The following is a 21114-nucleotide window of genomic DNA, read 5'->3' on the forward strand; positions in this document are numbered from 1 at the left end:
GACAGCGTTTTATGAAAATTTCCGATCACATCGCAGATTCGCCCATGACCGGCTTACAGCTGCGCGTCGTCTTCGTGTCGATCGTGCTCGTCGTGCTCGATGGTTACGACTTGACACTGGCGGCATTCGCCGCGCCGTTCATTGAGCGGGGCTTTGGCGTTTCGAAGACGCAGTTGGGGATGGTGCTGTCGGGCGCCCTCATCGGGATGTTGGTCGGCTCGATCGTCGTCGCACCCATTGCCGACCGAATGGGGCGCCGCCTGACGGGGGTGCTCGCGACGTGCGTGATCGGGATCGGGATGTTGATTGGTCCGTTCGCTTCAGCCGAACGTGGAACCATGCTGTTGGTCATCAGCCGCATCATCACCGGCGTCGGCATTGGTGCCCTTGTCGCCGTGGTCGGCGTGATCCTGTCTGAATACACCGCCAAGCGCGTCTATCCATTGGTGATGGCGATCTACGCGGCCGCGATCAATATCGGCGGATTGCTCGGTGCCATGCTTGTCGGGCCGATGCTGGCCACCCATGGGTGGCAATTCGGCTGGTGGGTCGGGTTTGTCCTCAGCGTGATTGCCGCGATCGGGACCTACTTTTTGCTGCCGGAGTCGCTCGCCTGGTTGGCCGAGGGGCGTCGTCGCGACTCGCTGCTGCAACTGAACAGGATCCTCGCGAAGATGGGGCAGCCCACGTTGACCGCGTTGCCGGAGTCTTCGAATCCCGATGTCAAGGTGACTGGGGCATTGCGCACCATTGCCAGCGCCCCGTTGCTCTGGCAGACGGTGCTGATGATCTTGTCCTACGTTGCCTACATGGTGAGCTTCTACTTCCTGACCACCTGGGCGCCCACCACGGTGGCCAGTATGAACCACAAGCCGTTGCTGGCTCCCCAGCTCGTTGTTGCATTCAGCTTGGGTGGCATCGCCGGGAGCCTCGTCTTCGGCTTCATCGGCAACCGCATCAACTTGCGCATCCTGACGCCCATTTTCCTGGTGATGGCCGCGGCGGCCATGTCGTACTTCGGCATCGCCGGCCCGGCGATGCCCGGTGCGATGTGGACGGTGTTCATCGCGTCGTTCTTCGTCTGTGCCGGAACGGCGGGTTTTTACGGGATCGTTCCGCTCCTGTATCCAACGTTGGCCCGCTCAACGGGCTACGGGGTGGTCATCGGCATGGGTCGCTTTGGCGGCATCGCGGCGCCCATCCTTGGCGGTATGTGCTTCGATGGTGGCATGGACATGGGTACGGCCTTCACACTGTTTTCACTTCCGATGTTGATCGCCGCCGTCGGCCTTTTGGTACTGCACGTTGGACTTAAGTGCTCGGCATCACGTGAGCGCGCAGCCTTGGCTGCGAGATCTGGTGGCACGCAGGCCGACCGCAGTCAGCAAGCCTACTAACAAGAGGGCTGCCCTTCAGGTCGCCTCGAAAAGGAATACACATGTCACTCGCTGTCGCAGCGCTATCCCATGCGCCGTCTTTCGGTAACGTCGATCCAGGCGGTACCACGCTTGCCGAAATCATGGCCGGCATCCAGGAGGTTCGCGCCTTCATTGAGCGTTTCGCCCCCGAGGTCGTCGTCGTTTTCGGGCCCGATCACTTCAATGGCCAGCTGTATTCGTGCATCACGCCGTGGGTGATCGGTGCGCAGGCTGAGGGGGTCGGCGACTACGGCACGACCGAGGGCTTCATCAATGTTGATGGCGAGACCGCGCGGCAGCTGCATGCCGCAGTGCTGGATCAGGGCATAGACATCGCGCGATCGGAGCGAATGATGGTTGATCATGGCGTCATGCAGCCCGTGGACTTCTTGCTTGGCAAGCGTCATACGCGGCCCATCGTCCCGGTGTTCGTCAACGCAATTGCCTTTCCATTGACACCGATGAGGCGTGTGCGCGAGATGGGTGAGGCGTTTGGCAAAGCTGCGCTGCAGCTTGGAAAGCGAGTGCTCTTCATCGCCTCGGGGGGCATTTCGCATTCCCCGCCAATTCCGCGTTGGGAGGGGGCTCCTCCCGAACTGAAAGCACGTTTGGTTTCGTATGCCCCCACGCGCGAAGAGCGCCGCGCACGTGAACAGGCCATCGTGGATGCGATTCAGAGGATCGCGGATGGCAAGGGTTCGAGTGCCCCGCTGAACGAGGCTTGGGATACCTTGCTGCTTGACACCTTCCGATCGGGTGATTTGTCACCGGTTGATACGTGGGACAACGACCAGTTCGTCATTGATGGTGGCTCAGCTGCACATGAGATGCGCAGCTGGATAGCGGCTTATGCCGCGCTCTCAACTGCTGGTAAATACAAGCTGCCTGTCGACCGGTATTGGGCCGTCAAGCGCTGGGGCGCCGGTTTTGCCGTTCAGGCGGGATGTGCAGCATGAACCGTCTTATGACCTTCTGGGAAGCAGTGTCGGATCTTCCGCATCGTCTGCATTACGTTGACGTCGGGCCGTGGCGCACGCGTGTGCTCGACCTCGGCGAAGGTGACAGGGTCGTAGTGCTTGCCAATGGCACCAGTGGCCACATCGAGGCCTGGACGCAGAACGTGCGTGCGCTGGTTCAGGCTGGCTACCGTGTCATTGGTTACGACTATCCAGGTCATGGGTACACAACCCTGACCGATCACGACTTGGAAATCCCCGAGTACGGGTCGCACTTGCTAGGGCTGCTGAATGTGCTCAATCTCGAGCGTGTCCATCTTGCCGGGGAGTCACTCGGGGGATGGATCGCGGTCAAGTTTGCTGCCCACCACTCTAATCGTTTGCTGAGCGTGATTCTGAGTGCGCCGGGCGGCCGCGTGGTTGGCGAGCAGAAGGTAGACAAGGCTCAATCAGTGAGCAAGCAAGCGGTCACCGAGCCGACGTTCGAGAACGTCAAAAAGCGCCTTCAGGTCGTGATCCACGACCCACAGAAGATAACGGAAGAGTTAGTGCGCGTTCGCCAAGCTATATACAGCCGGGATCCGAGCGGGGCAAACATGGCTCATATCTCGGTGTTGCGTCAGCCGGACCAGCGTTGGCGCAACCGTGTCACAGATCAGGATTTCGCGGCCATCCCCGTGCCAGCGCTCTTTGTCTGGACCGACCATGAACCTACGGGCGACGCTTCAGAGGGCCGGCGCTTGGCTGCGCTTATTCCTCAAGGCGAGTTTCTGCTTGTTGAGGGCGCTGCGCACTGGCCCCAGTGGGAAGGTGCGGAGGTGTTCAATGCGGCGGCTATCTCCTTCCTCGACAAACAGCACCGCCAGAGCTAGCCAGAACATGACCCCTATGACGATCCTCTCTGAAGCTATCCCTAGCATCGCTCGTGAGCTCTACGACGCCCGCGTTGGTGTCTATACCGTTCCTTACGTCAGCCCGCGACTGCCTGAGCGCGACCTTGATGCGGCCTATGCAATCTCGGCTGAGTTCGCCGCACTGCGCGAACGGAATCTAGGCGTGCGCAGGGTAGGTCGAAAAGTGGGACTGACGAATCCGAACGTGCAAAAGCGCGTCGGCATTAGTGAACCTGATTACGGAGTTATCCACGACGACATGGTTTTTCAGTCGGGTGTGGTGTTGCCCAAGTCGCGCTACAACCGATTGCTAATCGAAGCCGAAGTTGCATTTGTGCTCAAGAGCGATATTTTCGATGCCACGCTCGAGCGAGTGGCGGCGGCCATTGACTACGTGACACCCGCCTTCGAGGTCGTTGATTTCCGCTACGACGGCAGCGTGGGGCAGATTGTGGACACCATCGCCGACAACGCCGGATGCAGTGGCATCGTGGTCGGCGAGGAAAAGCATCCCTATGGCTCGGTAGACCTCAAAGCGGTCGAAATGGTGATTACCGGCGGCGGCAAGGAGATTACTCGAGGCGTCGGAAGCAATGTACTTGGCGACCCGATCAACGCCGTGCTCTGGCTGGCCGACACAGCCATCCGCACAGGGCAGCCGTTGCGAGCTGGCGAGGTGCTGCTCTCGGGTTCGATCGGCTACATCGAGCCTTGGCCGGTGGATGTCGAGTGTGTTGCCACCATTACAGGTCTCGGCCGTGTGGTCGCGAGTGTCGATTCCAAGGCATGAGTTTCGAGAGAGAGAACTACACCATGAGTAACTATTGCCCCGTTGATGCAGTCACCCGCGTCGAGATTGAGCAGCTCATTTCCGAGATGCTTTACCGCCTGGATCACAACCAGGCCGATACCACGTGGGAGCTCTATACCGAAGACGGTGTCTCAGTCGGGCCCTTGGGCACGATGAATCGCGAGCAGAGCAAGACTTGGGGTGCCAAACGGGTGAAGCAAGCGGACATCGTCAGCCGCCATTTCATTGGTGGAGTCCGGTTGGTCTGGGACGGCGATGAAGTGGCCGGCACCGTGCAGTATCTGACGTTCCGCGACACCAACGAGCCGCAGACACAGCCCGCTTCTGTGGGTGAGTTCCGTGAGCGGTATCGCAAGGTCGATGGTCAGTGGCGATTCGCCCGCCGCGAGATCGTGCCAGTCTTCGGAGGCAACGCTGCTGCTGCGCATGCGGCGCGGCTCACAGAAAGTGAGAGCAAGTCATGAAAGCAGCAGATCTCGTGAGCGGGCCCAAGATATTGGTGCATCAGACGTTGCCTTCGTTCTCCATTCCGGAATGGGTTGAGGTTGCCGGCTACCACGGCGTCATCCTCGATCTTCAGCATGGCGAACTCGGTGTCGACGCCGCGTGTGGCATCCTGCGCTCGATTCCTCGCCACAACGCTTACGCTTGGGCACGTGTCGGCTCGACTGACCCCGGCCAGATCCTGCGCCTGCTTGACAGCGGCGCGCGCGGCATCGTTGCCCCCACGATCGAGTCGCGCGAGCAGGCACAGGCCTTGGTGGCTGCGACCAAATATCTACCCGTTGGTAATCGCAGCATGGGACCGTCGAGGCCAGGGCTCTACATCGGTGATTCGTATGCCGAAGCAGGCAACCTCGCCGTCTCGACCATTGCGCAGATCGAGACCCGGATCGGCGTCGAACGCGCGGAGGAAATCATCTCCACTCCGGGGCTGGACTCGATCTACATCGGTCCTGCAGATCTTGCCGTTTCCTATGGCCTGCCGGGGCGTGGTGACTGGGACGACGGGCCTGTTCGCGACGCGATCGTCCACTTGCGCAAACTCACCCGGGCCCATGGCGTGACCCTCGGCATCTATTCAGGCAAATCTGCATACACCGCGGCGTTGTTGGCCGATGGACTGGTTGACTATGTCGCATTCGGTATTGACCTCGTTCTGTTGAATCGCGCGCTCGGCGACAACATCAACGAACTCAAGACCGCGCTATCTACAAGGAATCGCTCATGAGCAAAACCGCGGACGTTCTCATCATCGGTGCGGGGCCTGTTGGCCTTTTGCTAGCCAACCTGCTTGGACAGCAGGGAGTTAATGTTCTTCTCGTCGAGAAGAGCGAGACCCTGATCGATTACCCACGCGCAGTGGGAATCGACGACGAAGCCCTGCGGGCGATGCAGACTGCTGGCCTTGTGGATGAGGTGTTGCCTCACACCATCCCCGATCAGAAGATCTATATGGTCAACGGTGATCGACAGATCCTTTCTGAAGTCAACCCGACAACTCGCGAGTTTGGGTGGCCCCGCCGCAACGGATTTGTTCAGCCGCTGGTGGATAGGGTGCTGCTTGACGGGCTCAAGCGTTTTCCGAACACAGCGGTGCGGTTCAGTACCGAGGTCGTCGATTTGCTCGACGATGGCGAGGGTGTGGTGGCCACAACTGAGCGTGGCGAGAAGCTGCGCGCACGCTACGTAGTCGCAGCAGAAGGCGGTGCCTCGCGCACTCGCAAGCAACTGGGTATTTCGTTCGACGGCGAAACTCGACCCTCCGATGGCATCGTCATTGACGTTGCCAACGACCCCATTGGAACGCCGCACGCCGTGTTCGGCGGCGACCCGAAACGCAGCTATGCCAGCATCGCACTGCCGCATGGGATCCGTCGTTGGGAATTCACGCTGTTCGAAAGCGAAGATCCTTCGCTGGTGGAAAACGATGACTACATCCACGCGCTGCTGGCACCGCATGTGCCTGACCCAACCAAGTTGGAGATCATTCGTCGTCGCGTCTATCGGCACCACGCGCGCGTGGCCGGACAGTTCAAGGTTGGCTCCATCTTCCTCGCGGGCGATGCCGCGCACGTGATGCCGGTGGTGGGTGGACAGGGATGGAACTCCGGCATCCGCGACGCTTTCAATCTGGCCTGGAAGCTTGGTGCGGTGATCAATGGCGCATGCGGCGATGCTCTGCTCGAAACATACGAGATGGAGCGAATGGGGCACGTCAAGCAGATGGTCGCCGTCTCACTTGGCATGGCCAAGGAAATGACGGATCACGACCCCGCGAAAGCCGCGGAACGAGACCGGATCGCTGCCAACCGCACCCCCGAGGAACGTGAAGCACAGAAGCGGCAGGCCTTCAAGCCTCAACCCAAGTTCGACAAAGGTGTGGTGGTACACACACCGCTGCCGAGCTTCAAGACGGTGCCGGCGCGCGATGTGCCCAGCATGGCTGGTGCCATCTTCCCGCAGCCACGAGTGACCAACGCTGAAGGCGTCGAAATGCTGCTCGACGACGCCACCGGTCAGGGTTGGCGCGTAGTGATGTGGAACAACAATCCGATGGCTTTTATTTCGGCCGAACGTTGCGCTGCGCTAGCGCATCTGCGCGTACGACTTGTTCAGGTGGTGCCTAAAACACAACTGCCGTGGGCGCGTCGCCACGCCCCTGCGGGAGTTACGGTGATCGGTGACTTGGGTGGAGAGCCCAGCTTGCAAGCCTGGTTTGACGCTAGGCCGGTCGGTGCGGTTGTTGTTCGTCCTGACCACGTGGTTGCCGCCGAATGCTTGGCACAGGTGCTGGACGATGTGCTGGCACGTGTATTGGATGCTGCGCATTTCTGTATGCCGCATGAATAACTAAATCAGCCAGAGCGACAAGAAGCTCATCTTCGAGGAAAACGCACGAAGAGTATTCGGGCTCACGTGCTGATGATCCAGTGAAGTCCGGGCGCCCGAAAAAAGCGGCGCCCACCACAAAACCCGTTCAGTCATCCGGCTCCATCCGGATGAGCGGGACGCGCTGTTCGTCGAAAAAGTAACAGCCTGATGCAGCACTTTCCGGAACGGGCCGTTTAAATCAGGCACGTAGCGCGACTGCTTTCGGGCAATCCGCTTTTCGTATTGCAGTCCACTCTTATAACTACGCATTGGAGACGCATATGAATTCGAAGTCACCCAACGCCGTGCTGCGCCGGAGCGCAGCTATGGCGTCCCTCGCCACCTTGCTCTTTGGCGCCCAGGCTGCGCACGCACAGAGTTCGGTCACGCTGTACGGCATTATCTCCACGGGCGTGGGATGGGTCAGTAACGTGGGCGGAAGCTCGTCCGTCCAGATGATTGCAGGCACGATGCAGAATAACCGCTGGGGCCTGCGCGGCGTCGAAGATCTGGGCGGCGGTCTCAACGCGATCTTCACGCTCGAAAACGGCTTCGACATCACCAACGGCCAATTCCAGCAAGGTGGACGCATGTTCGGACGCCAGGCCTACGTCGGCCTGAGCGATAAGTCGTGGGGTACGGTGACGCTCGGTCGCCAGTACGACATCCCGTTCGACTATCTCGACCGTTTCGAAGCGCCGGTTGCCGCGCTGGGCCTCGCCACCCATATCGGCGACAACGACAATCTGTTCGGATCGTATCGCTACAACAACGCGATCAAGTACCAGTCGCCGACGGTAAACGGCTTGCGTGGGTCGGTCATGTACGCGATGAGCAACGCGCCCGGCCAGTGGTCCGTGAATCGCTCGGTGAGCGCGGGCGTGGCCTACGACAACGGGCCGCTCAAGCTGGCGCTGGTCGGCCTGAATACGAATTACCCGGGCGCGACGCTTAATCCGAACGGCGCGGTCACCGACGATTACGTCGGGCCGCCGTTCCTGCTGTTCCATACCAGCCCGATCAACAGGAACGCGGGCGTGAGCCGTCAGCGCGTATTCGGCGGCGGCGCGCAATACACGTTCGGCAAGCTGCGCCTGGGCGGCGTCGTCACGGACGTGCGGTACGACTATCGCGACCACACGTCGCTGCATCTCGACAACTTTGACATCAACGTCACCTACGACATCACGCCGTTCCTCGTGCTCGGCGCGGGCTATGTTTACACGAAGGGGCAATACGGCGGCGGTATCGACGCGGCTCCGCACTGGAACATGGGGCAGATCAGCATCAACTATCTGTTGTCGAAGCGTACCAACGTCTACGTCTTTACCACCTATCAGCGTGCGACCGACGCGAAAGCCGTTACGTACCTGCTGGCGCCGTCGAGCAACGGAAACCAGACGGTGGTCGTGACTGGCATTCGTCACGTGTTCTAAAGCGCGCCCTCAGTCGCATCGCGCCTGACTTCACCCGCTTGAAAAACGACGCCTCCGCAACGTGCCGGAACCGGCGAAACGGAGGCGTCGAAGCGGTGAAATTCGCACAACGCGAATACAGTCGAAATCTAGTCGGGATAGTCATGAGCAGCGTGCGCGTGCTCGATCTGACCAACGTGCTGCCCGGCCCGTTCGCGGGCTATCAGCTCGCGTTGCTCGACGCCGACACCGCGCTGAACCGGCGCGGCATGGGCACCTCCTTTCTCTCGCAGAACGCTGGCAAGCGCTCGCTGAACCAAAAGCGATGACGGCAAGGCGATTTTCCGGCGCCTCGTGCGAGCGCGGACGTCGTGCTTGAAAATTTCCGGTCCGGCGTGATGAGCGTGACCGGCGACGCGTATGCCGGCAAGGATGATGCACTGCCCGCGCCTGGCATCCGCCCTACCCGTTTCGGCGCGCTGGCGCGCGCTGACCGCTTTCGAAACGTCTGCTCTCGGAAATCATGAAATTGTTGATATCGTTTATTGATCGCCTGCCTATCGCCCGAAAGCTTCTCCTGTTGGGAATCCTGATTCTGCCCACCATAGGCGTCCCAACGTACCTCCAGGTCAAGTCATCGTTGAACGCCGTGAGCGCTGACAGCATCGAACAGGCCGGCCTCGAGTCCGCACGCGCGCTCCTGTCATTGATTCAGCTGACGCTGCAGCACCGGGCGCAAGCCGCCACGCTGCTGGGCGGCAACAACGCCGTCGCCGCGAGTCGCGAAGCGACGCGGGCAGCGATGGACCAGGCCATCGCCCGCATCGACCAGGATCTGAAGGCACGAACGCGCCGTCCCGACATGATGCGTGCCTGGGAAAGTGCGGTCGCGAACTGGCGTGAGATTGCAGCGGCAGTCGACGCGCGCAAGCTCAGCGACAAGGAATCCACTATGCGCCACACGGAGATCATTGAACAATACCTCTCCCTTCTTGATCTCCTGCTCGACGACAGCGGCCTCGCGCTCGATCCCGAGGTGGGGACGCACTATCTCGTGCGGGCGGCACTCGTGAGCTTGCCGAAGGCCACCGCAACGCTGAGCCTCACGCGGTCCCGGGGCGCCGGAATACTGGCCAGAGGAGACGCGAGCCCGACGGAACGGGCCATGCTCGCCTCGCTGGCCAACGCTGCATCGGATCAGGCCGACGATCTGAGAAAGGCCTTTGACAAGGCCTTTCACGCGGAGCCCGGACTCAGTGCCGCGCTCGCGGACGAGCTCGATCGCGCCAATACGTCGATTCGCGCGGCCCTTGATCTGGCGACCCGAGAGATCGTCAGTGCCGACGCGATCCACTACGCGGCAATCGACTACATCAAAACCTTCACGGGCGCGTTGGACCCGCTCTTTGCGCTCGAAGCCCGCGCGCTCGACAGCCTTAAGGCACAACTCGACCTGCGCTCGAACCGCGTGCATCGCGCGATGCTGGTCCAGGTCGGACTGCTTGGCATGATGCTGCTCATCGCGATCGTTTTGTCCAGTATTGTGGTACGCCGCATCACGGGGCCGCTCCGTAATGCGCTGGCCTTGGCGAATCGTGTGGCCGACGGGGATCTCACGAGTCATATCGAAGTGGCCACCACGGACGAAACCGGCCAGCTAATGCAGGCGCTGAAAGCGATGAACAGCAGCCTGGCCAGCATGGTTGCCCGGATTCGCACGGGAGCGGAAACCATTTCCACGGGGTCGGCGCAGATCGCTGCCGGCAACGCGGATCTTAGTTCGCGAACGGAAGAACAAGCCGCGTCACTTGAAGAAAGCGCGGCGAACATGATACAGCTGACGTCGACGGTTCGTCACAACACCGAAAGCGCGAGACAGGGCAACACGCTCGCGGCCCACGCATCCGAAATCGCTGCGCGCGGCGGCGAGGTAGTGGGGCGCGTGGTTCACACGATGCGCGATATTTCGAACAGCTCGACGAAAGTCGCCAACATTACCGCCACGATCGAATCCATCGCATTTCAGACCAATATTCTCGCACTCAACGCGGCCGTGGAGGCCGCCCGGGCCGGCGAACAGGGGCGCGGCTTCGCGGTGGTCGCGAACGAAGTGCGCAACCTGGCGCAGCGCGCGGCCACGGCCGCGAAGGAGATCAAGGACCTCATCAACGAGTCGGTGGATCACGTGAGCGCCGGCGCCGAACACGTGGACGAAGCCGGCCGGACGATCAACGAAGTGGTGTCCGCCGTGCGCCGCGTGGCGGATCTGATGGGCGAGATCGCAGCCGCCTCGGACGAACAGCACAAGGGCATCGAGCAGGTAAATTCGGCGGTGGTCCAGATGGACCAGGTCACGCAGCAAAACGCGGCGCTCGTCGAGCAGGCGACGGCGGCCACCCAGTCGATGAGCGAACAGGCCGCGCTGCTCAAGCGCGCGGTGGATGTGTTCAAGGTGTCGGACGGAAGGATGCCTGCGTACCTGTCCTCGCCCTCACACCACCTGGCAAACGCCTCGAGCATGCGGAAGGCGTAGGCGGCGCTGGTGAGACCAACCGGCACCTCGGATTCCAGCCACGAGCTAACCGGTTGTGCCGCAAGGTGGGAAAGCTTGATGGGCATGAGCGAGTCAAGCGGTCCTCGTTCCGTTCTGCTTTTTCCGCGCTTGGTCAATTCGCCCCCGGGTGCGGGGCGCCGCAGGGACGCCCGACGACGCCCAGTCGCGAGGATCAGCCCGGCGGAACACATAACGCCACGCCAAAACAACCGCCGCACCCAATCCAGCGGATCAGCGCGACTGCCGCTTGTATCCTTCGCCGCCGATGCGTGCTCGGTCTACCGCCGCAATTCGGTTGCGTCCCTGGTCTTTTGCCTGATAGAGCTGCGCATCAGCCAGATTGATAAACGCGGTGATATCGATGTCTCCGGTCGGCACGACGGTGGCTACCCCGAAGCTTGCCGTCACTCGCTGACCGTGCGGGGAGCGCAGGTGAGCGATGGCTTCCTCCGCGATCAGCGCGCGGCAACGCTCCGCGACACGCACGGCGTCATCGGCATTCGTGTCGGCGAGCACGAGTATGAATTCTTCCCCGCCAAACCTGCCCAGAAACGCATTCGGCCCAACTGCCTCTTCGAGCACGCGCGCGAGGCGTTTCAGACATTCGTCGCCTTGAAGATGACCGTAATAATCGTTGTACGATTTGAAGAAATCGATGTCGACCATCACGAGCGAAAGCGGGTTGCCCGATGCCGCCGCGCTCGCCCATTCGCGGGCAATGATCGTGTCGAACATGCGACGGTTGCCGACCCCGGTCAAACTGTCTGACAACGAGAGCCGCTCCAATTCGCGCTGGAGTTCCGCGAGCCGGGCCTCGGTGCGCTTACGTTCACTGATGTCGAACATGAAGCCGATTAGCGCGTCAACGTCACCGTTCGCTTTGCGCACGACGTGGACAACGTCGCGAATCCACACATACCCGCCGTCCGCAGTCAGCGCGCGATAGTCCGCCTCATGATCGGCGCCCGCTTGCGACTGTGCGACGCAAAATTCAACAACCGCTTCACGGTCCTCCGGATGCATCCGAGAGGCCCAGTCCTCGACCGTTCTCCACGTCGACGGCGCGTAGCCAAGCAGTTTCTCAATCTGCGGGCCGATATAGGTGAACTGCATTGTCGCCCAGTCGATCTTCCAGGGGATCGCTCGGGTTGACTCGAGCAACGTGCGATAAACCGCGGGGTTGTCCTCGCCGGGCTGGTGTCCGGACGATACCAGGCTGTCCTCGTGGCGCAGGAATGCGGCTTGAAGCGAGCTCGGAGCTAAATCCTTTTCTTCGTGACTCATTGTGGTCTTCCAATACCCTGTAAATCCATTATCGGCAGGTGCGGCAGGGTCCTGAGCACAGCGCGAAGATTGATCGCCTGCAGACCCGCAAGTCATCGGTTGCCAACAACCGCACGTTTCCAATTGTCGCCGAGGTTGAGGCAAACTGGGCTGCTGCCGATTCGGTGCGACGTCGCCCCGAATTTGAGTTGCGCGCGGATATGGCGCCCATCATGTAGTCGGGAAATTGGACATGAAGAAGCGAGACCCGCCGCCGCAGACGGGCCTCCGCTACAGCTACCCCCTCACTTTCGGCGGCAGCCCCTTGCCCGGCGAGTAGAGGATAAGACTCGGGCTAATCAATTTGTCCGACGCGACCACGGCATGTGCCAAGGTGTCGAAATAGATGGCGTGCTCCGGATCGGCAACCGCGGACTTTTTGATTTCCCTTGCCAGTTCGTCCCACTCGAAGCCGAGGTATTTCCTGTGTTCGTAGAACCAGACGACGTGTCCTTCACGTGCTAGCGACTTCGGGATGTCGCGTCCGTCATCTCCTGCATCTGCACAGCCCTTTCCGTCGTCATTCTCTGAAGTACTCATCAAGGTCTCCTGTGATGTGCGCGGGTTCAGCCGAGCTATCGGCCAAGCTCATCATCGCAGCAGTATCGAGCCTTGAGTTTCAGTAACTTCCGAATAACTTCGCCGATGTGTCGACACTCGAAACGTATCGGCTACCGACAAAAACGCTCGCGACGTACGACGGGTTGAAAACACGAGTGCGTCACTCCCTAGCCGCTTCCCGCTTCCCGCTCCCGCCGCCGGTTTCCCGCTTCTCCGCGAAGCCGGACGTCGCGTTCGATTCGAACCCGCGCGGCGTAACCGGCGGGCAATGCCGGTGTCACGCCAATCCTTCGGCTTTCAGGCGCCGATACAGGGTGCGCTCGCTCAACCCCAGATGGGCCGCCAACGCCTTGCGTGTGCCCTGAAAATCGCGAACCACCGTGGCGAGATCGACCTCGCCGCCAGTCGTGCGCATCTCCGTCTGGCGGGTTGTTGCCACGTCAAGTGCGAGGTGCTCGGGCCTGATCACGCCGTCGTCGGCAAACAGACGCGCGCGCTCAAGCACGTTTCGCAATTCCCGGATGTTGCCTGGCCAGTCGTATCGGACGAGTTGCGCCATGGCCTCCGGCGAAGTATGCAGTCGTTGATCGGGTTCTTTGCCGCCTCGCTGCAGCAGCGACTCCACGAGCAGGGGAATATCGTCTCGCCGCTCCCGTAACGCGGGCAGGTGAATGGGGAAAGCGCTGATCCGGTAATAGAGATCCTGTCGAAACGCGCCTTCGGCCACCATCGTTTGCAGCGGCTTGTGGGTGGCGGCGACCAGACGGAAATCCGCCTGTTGCGTGTCGACGGAACCGACCCGGCGGTAGGTGCCCGACTCGATCAGCCGCAACAGCTTGACCTGCATCCCCAGCGGTACGTCACCGATCTCGTCGAGGAAAATGGTGCCGCCTTTTGCCGTCTCGACGAGTCCGGCCTTGCGCGTATGCGCGCCGGTGAATGCCCCCTTCTCGTAGCCGAACAGTTCGCTCTCGAATAGGGTTTCGGTCAGCCCCGAGCAGTCGACCACCACAAACGGGCCGCGCGAGCGCTGGCTCGCCTCGTGCAACGCGCGCGCAAACAACTCCTTGCCACTGCCAGACTCTCCCAGCAGCAGCACCGGCAGTTCGGCAGTCGCCACCCGCTGCAGTTCGCCAAGGGCGCGATTGAACGCGGGCGACTTGCCGACCAGCCCCTGACGACTGGCTTGCACCGACGCGTGTCGTACGGTCTGCAACCGTTCGACGAATCCAACCACTTGATGATGGCTGTCCACGATCGGCCGGAGTTCAACGTCGACATGCTCCGGACCCCGCGGCGTGTGGTGGATGTGGAGAACGCGATCCGGCCCCTTGCTGATCAGCGCGCTTTGCATAGGGCAATGCTCGCCGGCCTGATCGCAGGGCACCGCGTAATGGTGCGACATCGCATAGCACTTGTGGCCGACGTAAGGCTTTCCTGCCGTCGCGAACTGGCGCTTGTAGGCCGTATTGGCCGCCAGGATCTCGTAATCGGTGTTCATCACGATCATGGGCGCGGATTCGTGATCGAGATAGGAAATCAGGGCCTGGACCTGAAAGGCCTGAAGAACTTCGGGAACGGGGTGCATGGCGGATGCTCGCGATAGTCGACCGGCAACGACTGCCAGTACTGCCATTTGGCAGTATGCCACTGCCAAATGGCACTGTCACGAGCGACAGAAATCGCTCGGTCTCATCCGAGAACTAAATTTTTATTATTTAAATCATTGGGTTAATGGAATTTCGTGAGTTGGCACGAATTTTGATAGTTATCAGACATTCGATTGATTCATGAGGCGGAGATCATGGAGAACTTGTACATCGAGGGTCACTTCGACCCGGCGACCAGCACCATCAGCTATATCGTGCTGGATCGCGCCACAAACCAATGCGCATTGCTCGACACTGTGCTTGATTACGACCCGAAGTCCGGCCGGACCTCGACACACAGCGCCGACCACCTTATCGAGCGGGTTCAGGCGCTGGGCGCGACGGTGCAGTGGATTCTGGAGACCCACGCTCACGCCGACCATTTGTCGGCTGCGCCCTATCTCAAGCAGAAGCTGGGCGGTCGTATCGGCATTGGCGAGCATATCCGCCAGGTGCAGGATGTGTTCGGCAAACTGTTCAATGCGGGCAGCGAATTCGCGCACGACGGAAGTCAGTTCGATCACCTGTTCGCGCACGGCGAGCACTTCCAGATCGGCGATCTGAAAGCCCGCGTCATGCATACGCCGGGGCATACCCCCGCGTGCATCACATACGTGGTCGAGGAAGGCGACCAGATCGCCGCCTTCGTGGGCGACACGCTCTTCATGCCCGACTACGGCACGGCGCGTTGCGATTTTCCCGGCGGCAATGCACGCACGCTGTTCCACTCCATCAACGAGGTCCTCAGCCTGCCGGCACATACGCGGCTCTACCTCTGCCACGACTATCAACCCAACGCCCGCAAGCTGGAATTCGTCACCACTGTCGCCGACGAACGCAAGCACAACGTTCACGTGCGTGACGGAATCAGCGAGGAAGAGTTCGTGGCCATGCGCACGACACGCGACGCGACGCTGGACATGCCGACGCTGCTGCTTCCGTCAGTCCAGGTCAACATGCGCGCGGGGCAGTTGCCGCCTGCGGAAGGCAATGGCGTGCGCTACCTGAAGATTCCCCTTAACGCTGTCTGAAAACGCGAGGCGCCATCATGAATATCAATGTGGGCGGTGTGGACCGTGGCCTGCGAATCGTCGCCGGCGCGGTGCTGATGATGCTTGCGGCCACCGGGACCATCGGCTGGTGGGGGTGGCTGGGGCTGATTGCCGCGATCACCGGGCTGGTCCGGTTCTGTCCGCTCTACTCGCTGTTCGGCATCAGCAGTTGCAAGACACGGGGTCGCTGACCCCATCGCTCGGACGGCACCTGCGCGGCTTTGCCCCCGAAATGCCGACGCCGAAGCACCTATAGTCACCGAGGAGACACGCCATGAATACCAAGCAACTGACGGCGCAATTGTCCGTCTGCGCGCAGGTCTCGCCTGCCGACGTTCCGGACATTGCTGCCGCCGGCTTCAAGTCCATCATCTGCAACCGGCCGGACGGCGAAGCCGCCGACCAACCCAGCTTTCGCGAAGTGGAGCAGCAGGCTCAGGCGGCAGGGCTGGAAATCCGCTACTTGCCGGTGACACCCGGCAGGGTTTCCGACGAACAGGCCGCGCAGTTCGATCAACTGCTCGACGTGTTGCCCAAGCCGATCCTTGCGTATTGCCGCAGTGGCATGCGAAGCACGACGCTGTGGGGACTCTCGCGCGCCGATCGCCTGTCCACCGGCGAAATCCTCAAGCGCGCCGAAGCGTGCGGCTACGACCTGAGCGCGGTGGTGCGCCGGATCTCACAGACCGCTGCCACGCCGTTCACTGTCGCTGATTCGACCCACCGGGTCGTCATCGTGGGCGGCGGTGCGGCCGGCATATCCGTGGCGTCGAGTCTGCTGGCCCGCCAGCCGGGCCTCGACATCGCCATCATCGATCCCGCCGACGTGCATTACTACCAGCCTGGATGGACGCTGGTGGGCCGCGGGGTATTCAAGCCCGCACAAACCGCCAGGGTCATGGGCTCGCTGATTCCGCGCGGCGTGCGCTGGATCAAGTCGGCTGTCGCAGGCTTCGAACCGGAGCGCAACGCGGTCTTGCTCGACGGCTGCCGGGTCGTGAAGTACGAGCAGTTGATTGTGTGCCCGGGGTTGAAACTGAACTGGGAGGGTATCGAAGGGCTCACGGATACGCTGGGGCGCAACGGCGTGACGTCGAATTACCGCTACGATCTCGCGCCCTACACGTGGGAGTTGGTCGAGCGCTTCAAAGGCGGCAATGCGCTGTTCACCCAACCGCCGATGCCGATCAAATGCGCCGGCGCGCCTCAGAAAGCGATGTACCTCTCGTGCGACGCGTGGCGACGCGCCGGTGTGCTCGACCAGTCTCACGTGAAGTTCTTCTCGGCCGGTAATGCGCTGTTCGGCGTGCCGGAATACGTACCGGCCCTCATGGAGTATGTGAAGTCCTATGCCATCGATCTCAATTTCGGCCACAACCTGACGGCCGTCGACGGCGTACGCAAGATTGCGACCTTCAGCGTGGCATCCGCCCAGGGCGACGCCGGAAAAATCGAAGTTCCGTTCGACATGATCCACGTGGTGCCGCCACAAACGGCGCCCGACTTCGTCAGCCGCAGTCCGCTGGCCGATCCCGCCGGGTGGATCGACGTCGATCAGGAGACGCTGCAGCACAAGCACTTCAGCAATATCTTCGGACTGGGAGACGCCAGTAATTCGCCCAACGCGAAAACTGCTGCGGCCGCGCGAAAACAGGCGCCGGTGGTGGCGCACAACGTGCTCTTCAACCTTGGCCTCAAACGCGGGCAGGCACGCTACGACGGTTACGGATCGTGCCCGCTGACGGTGGAGCGCGGCAAGATCGTGCTGGCCGAGTTCAAGTACGGTGGAAAGCTCGCGCCCAGCTTTCCTTCCTGGCTGATCGACGGCACGCGCCCCTCGCGTCTGGCGTGGCTGCTCAAGGAGCGCATTCTGCCGCCGCTCTATTGGGAAGGCATGCTCAAAGGCCATGAGTGGATGGCACAGCCGGAAATGGTCGGCTGATGCGCGCTCGTTCCATGACAACCCATCGAGATCCTTTGCCATGACTGTCAGTCTGTTGCTGGGCGCCATCGTCGGCTGCGTCATGGGCCTGACCGGCGCCGGCGGCGGTATCCTCGCGATTCCGCTGCTGGTGTTCGGCCGGCATCTGAGCGTGCCGGAGGCCGGTCCGATCGGCCTGCTGGCCGTGGGCATCGCGTCTGCCATGGGCGCATGGATGGGCGTGCGCGCCGGTATCGTCCGTTATCGCGCGGCAATGCTCATCGCCACCATTGGCATTGTGCTCACGCCGTTGGGTTCATGGTTGGCGCATCACATGAATACCCGCTATCTGACGCTATTGTTCGCGGCAATCATGATTTGGGTGGCGCTCAAAGGATTATGGGAAGCCCGCCGCGGCAAGTCGCTGGCGCCGGTGCAGCCCGATTGCCCTTGTTTGCGCGACAAAAGCGGCCGCTTCGTCTGGACGCCGCGCTGCGCCAGCCGGCTCGCGGTGATGGGCGGCGTGGCGGGGGTGCTCTCCGGCCTGCTCGGTGTGGGCGGCGGATTCGTCATGGTGCCGGCGTTACAACGCTTTACCGATCTGGCGATGCACTCGGTCATCGCGACCTCGCTGGCTGTGATCGCGCTGATCTCGCTGGTGAGTGTCGGAACCAGCATCTACGGCGGCCATTTCGATCTCACGATCGGATTGCCGTTCTCGGCAGGTGCGGTGGCCGGCATGCTGGTCGGCGGCAGACTGCTGACTCGATGGCATCCCTCCCATCTCAAGCAGGCGTTTTCCGTGGTGTGCATGATTGTCTCGATCGGTCTGATCGCCAAGTCGATCTGAGCGTTGCCCCGATGTTCCGCGAAGATCCGTCGGAGCGCCTCTTTCGGAATCCGGAAAACAGTGGTGCGTTCTGCACTGGCGGCCTCAGCGCGACGTGGCGAAGCCGATACGTTGAACGTGGCGGTTATCGGGAGCGTAGCGAGCCAGTCAACTGAACGTCGGGCATCGGGTACCGCTGTATCGCCTCATCGCACTCAGGCCGCCTGCTCCGGCGTCTCACGCCGGTGCCAGTGCGGCGGCGCGTCCAGCGGCTCCAGGGCGCTTGTCTCGTCCAGATGAAACACTGCATCGAACTGGTGGGCGAGTGATGTCCAGAAATAGTGACTTTCACGTTCGCTCTGAGGCAGATAGATCACGCCGATCGCCCGTTCAAGCATGGCTTCGCAAAGCGGCTCCGCCGCAACCTCGTTGAGTGGTAGGAAAAACCGGTCTAGCCCGGTGCTGTGAAACAGGTATTCATAGCTGTCGTGCAATGCCGGACGCACCCACTTGTGCTCGACGTCGCCGTCCCATTGAGACGCGGCCGACACGTGTCCCGTGTAGGTGCTGAAGCCGACCAGCAGCGCTTTCGCACCGGCCGCTTCACGTACCAGTTGACCAAGATTCCACTCGCCGCGCCAATGGGAGTCCGTCGCGCGTGCATCGCCCAGGTGCGAATTGTGTGCCCAGACGACAATTCGCCCCCGTCCACCACGCTGTAGACGATAACGGGAGAGGGCGGATAGCGTGCGGTGCATGTGCGCATCACGCAGATTCCAGGTATTCAGGCGCCGCCCGAACATCGACCGATAGTAATTCTCCGCGTCGACGACAACTTCAGCATTCTGTTGCGCAAAGAACTGCGCATCGAGCGCTGCGAGGCCATCCTGCAAGAGATGGAGGCGCGCGTCGGCCCGCAGTTGCAGTAACTGGGCGACCACGCCTTCGCGGGCATCCGGCCGGGCGCCGACCGCAGTGGCGTACCCATACGCCTGAGGCTCGCGCACGTGATCGAGCGCCGCGTACCGATCGCGCGCCATGGCAGCCTGCTCGGGATCGACCCGCTCAAGATAGCGGATCACCGCATCCGCCGACTGGTACATGCTGTAGAGGTCGAGTCCATAAACGCCGACCCGTGCTTCGGGCGACAGCGAGGCGTTGTGCTCACGTAGCCACAGGATGAAGTCTCGCATCTCACGATTGCGCCACATCCAGGTAGGGAAGCGCTTGAAATCCGCAAGTGCGGCCTCCGCATCGGCATCGCCTTCGCCTTGCACGAAACAGTTCACGCGCCAGGTATCCGGCCAATCGCCTTCGATGGCGACAGCGTCGAATCCCCCCTCCACGATCAAGCGGCGGGTGATCTGTGCTCGCATGCGGTAGAAGTCTTGCGTGCCGTGCGTGGCTTCGCCAAGCAGCACGAATTCGCGATCGTGCGCCATCTCCAGCAACGCATCGTAATCGCCATCGTTGTCATTGAGCCGTTGCGCGAGCTCGCGCACGGCGAGAAAGGGTGTTGTGGCGGGATGCATCATTGAACATCCTGATGTGCGCGGGCGAGGAGCGCGCGTACTTCGGCGTCGCTCGTCTGCCCAAAGTCCCGATAGAACCGGCCAACGCCACCGAACTCGCGCTCGCTGTGCGGGCAAACGAATTCATCGGCGAGCCCATCCAGTCGTTCCGCTGTGCCCTCCGGTGCGACCGGCACGGCAACAACGATCCGCGCCGGCTTGCCAGTACGCAACGCCTCGATGGCGACGCGCATCGAGGCGCCGGTGGCGATGCCATCGTCGACAACGATGACGGTGCGCCCCTCTATTTTCAATGGTGGTCGATGCCCGCGGTATAACGCTTCCCGTCGCGCCAGTTCGCGGCGCTCATCGCTCAGTACGGCGACGATCTCCGGCTGGGTGATGCCGGCGGTCCGGATCGTTCGTTCGTCGAGGTAAAGTACTCCGCCAGACGCGATCGCGCCCATTGCCAACTCGGGATAGTGCGGCACGCCCAGCTTGCGCACGACCAGCACGTCGAGTTCGACCCCCAACGCGTGCGCGACCTCATAGCCAACCGGCACGCCACCGCGCGGCAGTGCCAGTACGATCACGTCGCTGCGTCCCGCATATGGGGCCAGTTGTCGTGCAAGCACGCTTCCGGCCTCGGCGCGATCGCTAAATCGCGGCGCGTTACCCACCCGGTACGAATTCATGAGATCACCGCTTCGGCTGTGGACCTTGCTCCGACGGGAGCGTTCGCCACGTTGGCGCTCCCTTCGAGGTACGCGGTTCGGCACGAAGCGCGATGCGATCGCCGAGAGCGCGATTCCCCATATGCCAATTGTGGGCGTCCGGTCGAGGCAATCGTTGAGGTTGATCAACAAAGTGGTACAACGAGGCGCCCCTGCCGACGCTGATTGCAACCTGGGGCAATCTCGACCCCCGTCGACGATCGTGTGAAACTGGATCGCTAGCGTGCCGCCCAGCAAGCCGTGACACCGGCGACCGGTGGGGCATCGGGAATGGAAGCGGCCCACCGCATCGGATGGGCCTCGACCTGAGCTATCTCACTAATCGGGGTTTCTCGCCCCGTTTGGCCGAGTGAAGAATGACGCAGGGGCGCATTACGCGATTCGCCGCGACCATCGCCTCCGCGAACCCACCAAAGTAAATCGCGTGGTCGGGGCTGGGCACGTGGGCCCGCTGCGCCCGTCGATCCGACCATGAAGCGACCCGCTTCGGGAGATCGGTAGATCGACGTCGTGTGCGCTCTAGGGACCGAGGTGAACTCCAGTGCAGGAACGACGCGAATGGTTTCGGTCAACGTCTCTGTTGTATCCACGCACGCCCCCGACCTTCGACAGG

General features: G+C 61.7%; 18 protein-coding genes and 2 pseudogenes. 14 read left to right on the plus strand and 6 right to left on the minus strand.

All coding sequences use genetic code 11. The features are described from left to right. Positions 1–11: 11 nt before the first annotated feature. The 10 genes and pseudogenes from A985_RS0117125 (at position 12) to A985_RS0117170 (ending at position 10900) form a co-directional block, all read left to right on the plus strand. Positions 12–1397 carry an MFS transporter gene (locus tag A985_RS0117125; RefSeq protein ID WP_017234599.1) on the plus strand — a complete coding sequence of 462 codons (1386 nt, stop codon included), beginning with the start codon at positions 12–14 and terminating at the stop codon, positions 1395–1397. Positions 1398–1438: 41 nt separating this feature from the next. Next, positions 1439–2374 (plus strand): 3-carboxyethylcatechol 2,3-dioxygenase, encoded by a 936-nt coding sequence (locus A985_RS0117130; protein WP_017234600.1) that lies wholly within the window; start codon positions 1439–1441, stop codon positions 2372–2374. Then, positions 2371–3246: an alpha/beta fold hydrolase gene (locus A985_RS0117135; RefSeq protein ID WP_026132069.1), complete on the plus strand. Its 876-nt coding sequence runs from the start codon at positions 2371–2373 to the stop codon at positions 3244–3246. Before A985_RS0117130 ends, A985_RS0117135 begins: the two co-directional genes overlap by 4 nt. 16 nt (positions 3247–3262) lie before the next feature. Beyond that, positions 3263–4057: a 2-keto-4-pentenoate hydratase gene (locus tag A985_RS0117140; protein WP_232424662.1), complete on the plus strand. Its 795-nt coding sequence runs from the start codon at positions 3263–3265 to the stop codon at positions 4055–4057. Next, the gene (locus A985_RS0117145; protein WP_017234603.1) at positions 4054–4542 is read left to right on the plus strand and encodes a nuclear transport factor 2 family protein; all 489 of its coding nucleotides are present in this window, start codon (positions 4054–4056) and stop codon (positions 4540–4542) included. The genes A985_RS0117140 and A985_RS0117145 overlap by 4 nt, the downstream gene beginning before the upstream one ends. After that, positions 4539–5309: an HpcH/HpaI aldolase/citrate lyase family protein gene (locus tag A985_RS0117150; RefSeq protein WP_017234604.1), complete on the plus strand. Its 771-nt coding sequence runs from the start codon at positions 4539–4541 to the stop codon at positions 5307–5309. Before A985_RS0117145 ends, A985_RS0117150 begins: the two co-directional genes overlap by 4 nt. Beyond that, positions 5306–6931 (plus strand): bifunctional 3-(3-hydroxy-phenyl)propionate/3-hydroxycinnamic acid hydroxylase, encoded by a 1626-nt coding sequence (locus tag A985_RS0117155; protein WP_017234605.1) that lies wholly within the window; start codon positions 5306–5308, stop codon positions 6929–6931. The genes A985_RS0117150 and A985_RS0117155 overlap by 4 nt, the downstream gene beginning before the upstream one ends. A gap of 302 nt (positions 6932–7233) precedes the next feature. Then, positions 7234–8388, plus strand: a complete 1155-nt coding sequence (locus A985_RS0117160) for a porin (RefSeq protein WP_017234606.1) — start codon at positions 7234–7236, stop codon at positions 8386–8388. 143 nt (positions 8389–8531) lie between these two features. Next, positions 8532–8789, plus strand: a pseudogene (locus A985_RS29870) (CoA transferase); the annotation flags it as partial. Between the two features lie 101 nt (positions 8790–8890). Continuing rightward, positions 8891–10900: a methyl-accepting chemotaxis protein gene (locus tag A985_RS0117170; RefSeq protein WP_017234608.1), complete on the plus strand. Its 2010-nt coding sequence runs from the start codon at positions 8891–8893 to the stop codon at positions 10898–10900. 252 nt (positions 10901–11152) lie between these two features. Here the strand turns inward: A985_RS0117170 and A985_RS0117175 are convergent, their stop codons facing one another. The 4 genes and pseudogenes from A985_RS0117175 to A985_RS0117190 all read right to left on the minus strand — a co-directional run. Then, complete coding sequence (locus A985_RS0117175) at positions 11153–12205, minus strand: sensor domain-containing diguanylate cyclase (RefSeq protein ID WP_017234609.1); 1053 nt, start codon at positions 12203–12205, stop codon at positions 11153–11155. A gap of 276 nt (positions 12206–12481) precedes the next feature. Next, the gene (locus A985_RS0117185) at positions 12482–12784 is read right to left on the minus strand and encodes a hypothetical protein (RefSeq protein ID WP_017234610.1); all 303 of its coding nucleotides are present in this window, start codon (positions 12782–12784) and stop codon (positions 12482–12484) included. 298 nt (positions 12785–13082) lie between these two features. Next, positions 13083–13220, minus strand: coding sequence for a helix-turn-helix domain-containing protein (locus A985_RS29875; protein ID WP_369751594.1), 138 nt, complete (start codon positions 13218–13220; stop codon positions 13083–13085). 38 nt (positions 13221–13258) lie between these two features. Then, positions 13259–14393, minus strand: a pseudogene (locus A985_RS0117190) (sigma-54 interaction domain-containing protein); the annotation flags it as partial. A 216-nt stretch (positions 14394–14609) separates the two neighbouring features. Between A985_RS0117190 and A985_RS0117195 the strand changes: the two are divergent. From A985_RS0117195 to A985_RS0117210, 4 genes are all read left to right on the plus strand, one after another. Continuing rightward, positions 14610–15485, plus strand: a complete 876-nt coding sequence (locus A985_RS0117195) for an MBL fold metallo-hydrolase (protein WP_026132073.1) — start codon at positions 14610–14612, stop codon at positions 15483–15485. A gap of 17 nt (positions 15486–15502) precedes the next feature. Next, positions 15503–15697: a DUF2892 domain-containing protein gene (locus A985_RS0117200; protein ID WP_017234613.1), complete on the plus strand. Its 195-nt coding sequence runs from the start codon at positions 15503–15505 to the stop codon at positions 15695–15697. An 83-nt stretch (positions 15698–15780) separates the two neighbouring features. Further along, positions 15781–17448, plus strand: coding sequence for a bifunctional protein tyrosine phosphatase family protein/NAD(P)/FAD-dependent oxidoreductase (locus A985_RS0117205; RefSeq protein ID WP_017234614.1), 1668 nt, complete (start codon positions 15781–15783; stop codon positions 17446–17448). Between the two features lie 40 nt (positions 17449–17488). Next, the gene (locus tag A985_RS0117210; RefSeq protein WP_017234615.1) at positions 17489–18277 is read left to right on the plus strand and encodes a sulfite exporter TauE/SafE family protein; all 789 of its coding nucleotides are present in this window, start codon (positions 17489–17491) and stop codon (positions 18275–18277) included. A gap of 194 nt (positions 18278–18471) precedes the next feature. Here the strand turns inward: A985_RS0117210 and A985_RS0117215 are convergent, their stop codons facing one another. Together A985_RS0117215 and A985_RS0117220 are read right to left on the minus strand one after the other, a co-directional pair. Continuing rightward, a complete protein-coding gene (locus tag A985_RS0117215; RefSeq protein ID WP_026132074.1) occupies positions 18472–19788 on the minus strand; it encodes an erythromycin esterase family protein in 1317 nt (438 codons plus the stop codon). Beyond that, positions 19788–20462 carry a phosphoribosyltransferase gene (locus tag A985_RS0117220; protein WP_017234617.1) on the minus strand — a complete coding sequence of 225 codons (675 nt, stop codon included), beginning with the start codon at positions 20460–20462 and terminating at the stop codon, positions 19788–19790. Before A985_RS0117220 ends, A985_RS0117215 begins: the two co-directional genes overlap by 1 nt. Between the last annotated feature and the right edge of the window lie 652 nt (positions 20463–21114).

It is taken from the genome of Pandoraea sp. B-6, assembly GCF_000282835.1.
Taxonomy (GTDB): domain Bacteria; phylum Pseudomonadota; class Gammaproteobacteria; order Burkholderiales; family Burkholderiaceae; genus Pandoraea; species Pandoraea cepalis.

Bases quoted from the DNA above. Each gene is read 5' to 3' on its own strand.
- A985_RS0117125 (WP_017234599.1), top strand. From the start codon at position 12: ATGAAAATTTCCGATCACATCGCAGATTCGCCCATGACCGGCTTACAG.
- A985_RS0117130 (WP_017234600.1), top strand. From the start codon at position 1,439: ATGTCACTCGCTGTCGCAGCGCTATCCCATGCGCCGTCTTTCGGTAAC.
- A985_RS0117135 (WP_026132069.1), top strand. From the start codon at position 2,371: ATGAACCGTCTTATGACCTTCTGGGAAGCAGTGTCGGATCTTCCGCAT.
- A985_RS0117140 (WP_232424662.1), top strand. From the start codon at position 3,263: ATGACGATCCTCTCTGAAGCTATCCCTAGCATCGCTCGTGAGCTCTAC.
- A985_RS0117145 (WP_017234603.1), top strand. From the start codon at position 4,054: ATGAGTTTCGAGAGAGAGAACTACACCATGAGTAACTATTGCCCCGTT.
- A985_RS0117150 (WP_017234604.1), top strand. From the start codon at position 4,539: ATGAAAGCAGCAGATCTCGTGAGCGGGCCCAAGATATTGGTGCATCAG.
- A985_RS0117155 (WP_017234605.1), top strand. From the start codon at position 5,306: ATGAGCAAAACCGCGGACGTTCTCATCATCGGTGCGGGGCCTGTTGGC.
- A985_RS0117160 (WP_017234606.1), top strand. From the start codon at position 7,234: ATGAATTCGAAGTCACCCAACGCCGTGCTGCGCCGGAGCGCAGCTATG.
- A985_RS0117170 (WP_017234608.1), top strand. From the start codon at position 8,891: ATGAAATTGTTGATATCGTTTATTGATCGCCTGCCTATCGCCCGAAAG.
- A985_RS0117175 (WP_017234609.1), bottom strand. From the start codon at position 12,205: ATGAGTCACGAAGAAAAGGATTTAGCTCCGAGCTCGCTTCAAGCCGCA.
- A985_RS0117185 (WP_017234610.1), bottom strand. From the start codon at position 12,784: ATGAGTACTTCAGAGAATGACGACGGAAAGGGCTGTGCAGATGCAGGA.
- A985_RS29875 (WP_369751594.1), bottom strand. From the start codon at position 13,220: ATGCGCACGACTGGCGGCGAGGTCGATCTCGCCACGGTGGTTCGCGAT.
- A985_RS0117195 (WP_026132073.1), top strand. From the start codon at position 14,610: ATGGAGAACTTGTACATCGAGGGTCACTTCGACCCGGCGACCAGCACC.
- A985_RS0117200 (WP_017234613.1), top strand. From the start codon at position 15,503: ATGAATATCAATGTGGGCGGTGTGGACCGTGGCCTGCGAATCGTCGCC.
- A985_RS0117205 (WP_017234614.1), top strand. From the start codon at position 15,781: ATGAATACCAAGCAACTGACGGCGCAATTGTCCGTCTGCGCGCAGGTC.
- A985_RS0117210 (WP_017234615.1), top strand. From the start codon at position 17,489: ATGACTGTCAGTCTGTTGCTGGGCGCCATCGTCGGCTGCGTCATGGGC.
- A985_RS0117215 (WP_026132074.1), bottom strand. From the start codon at position 19,788: ATGCATCCCGCCACAACACCCTTTCTCGCCGTGCGCGAGCTCGCGCAA.
- A985_RS0117220 (WP_017234617.1), bottom strand. From the start codon at position 20,462: ATGAATTCGTACCGGGTGGGTAACGCGCCGCGATTTAGCGATCGCGCC.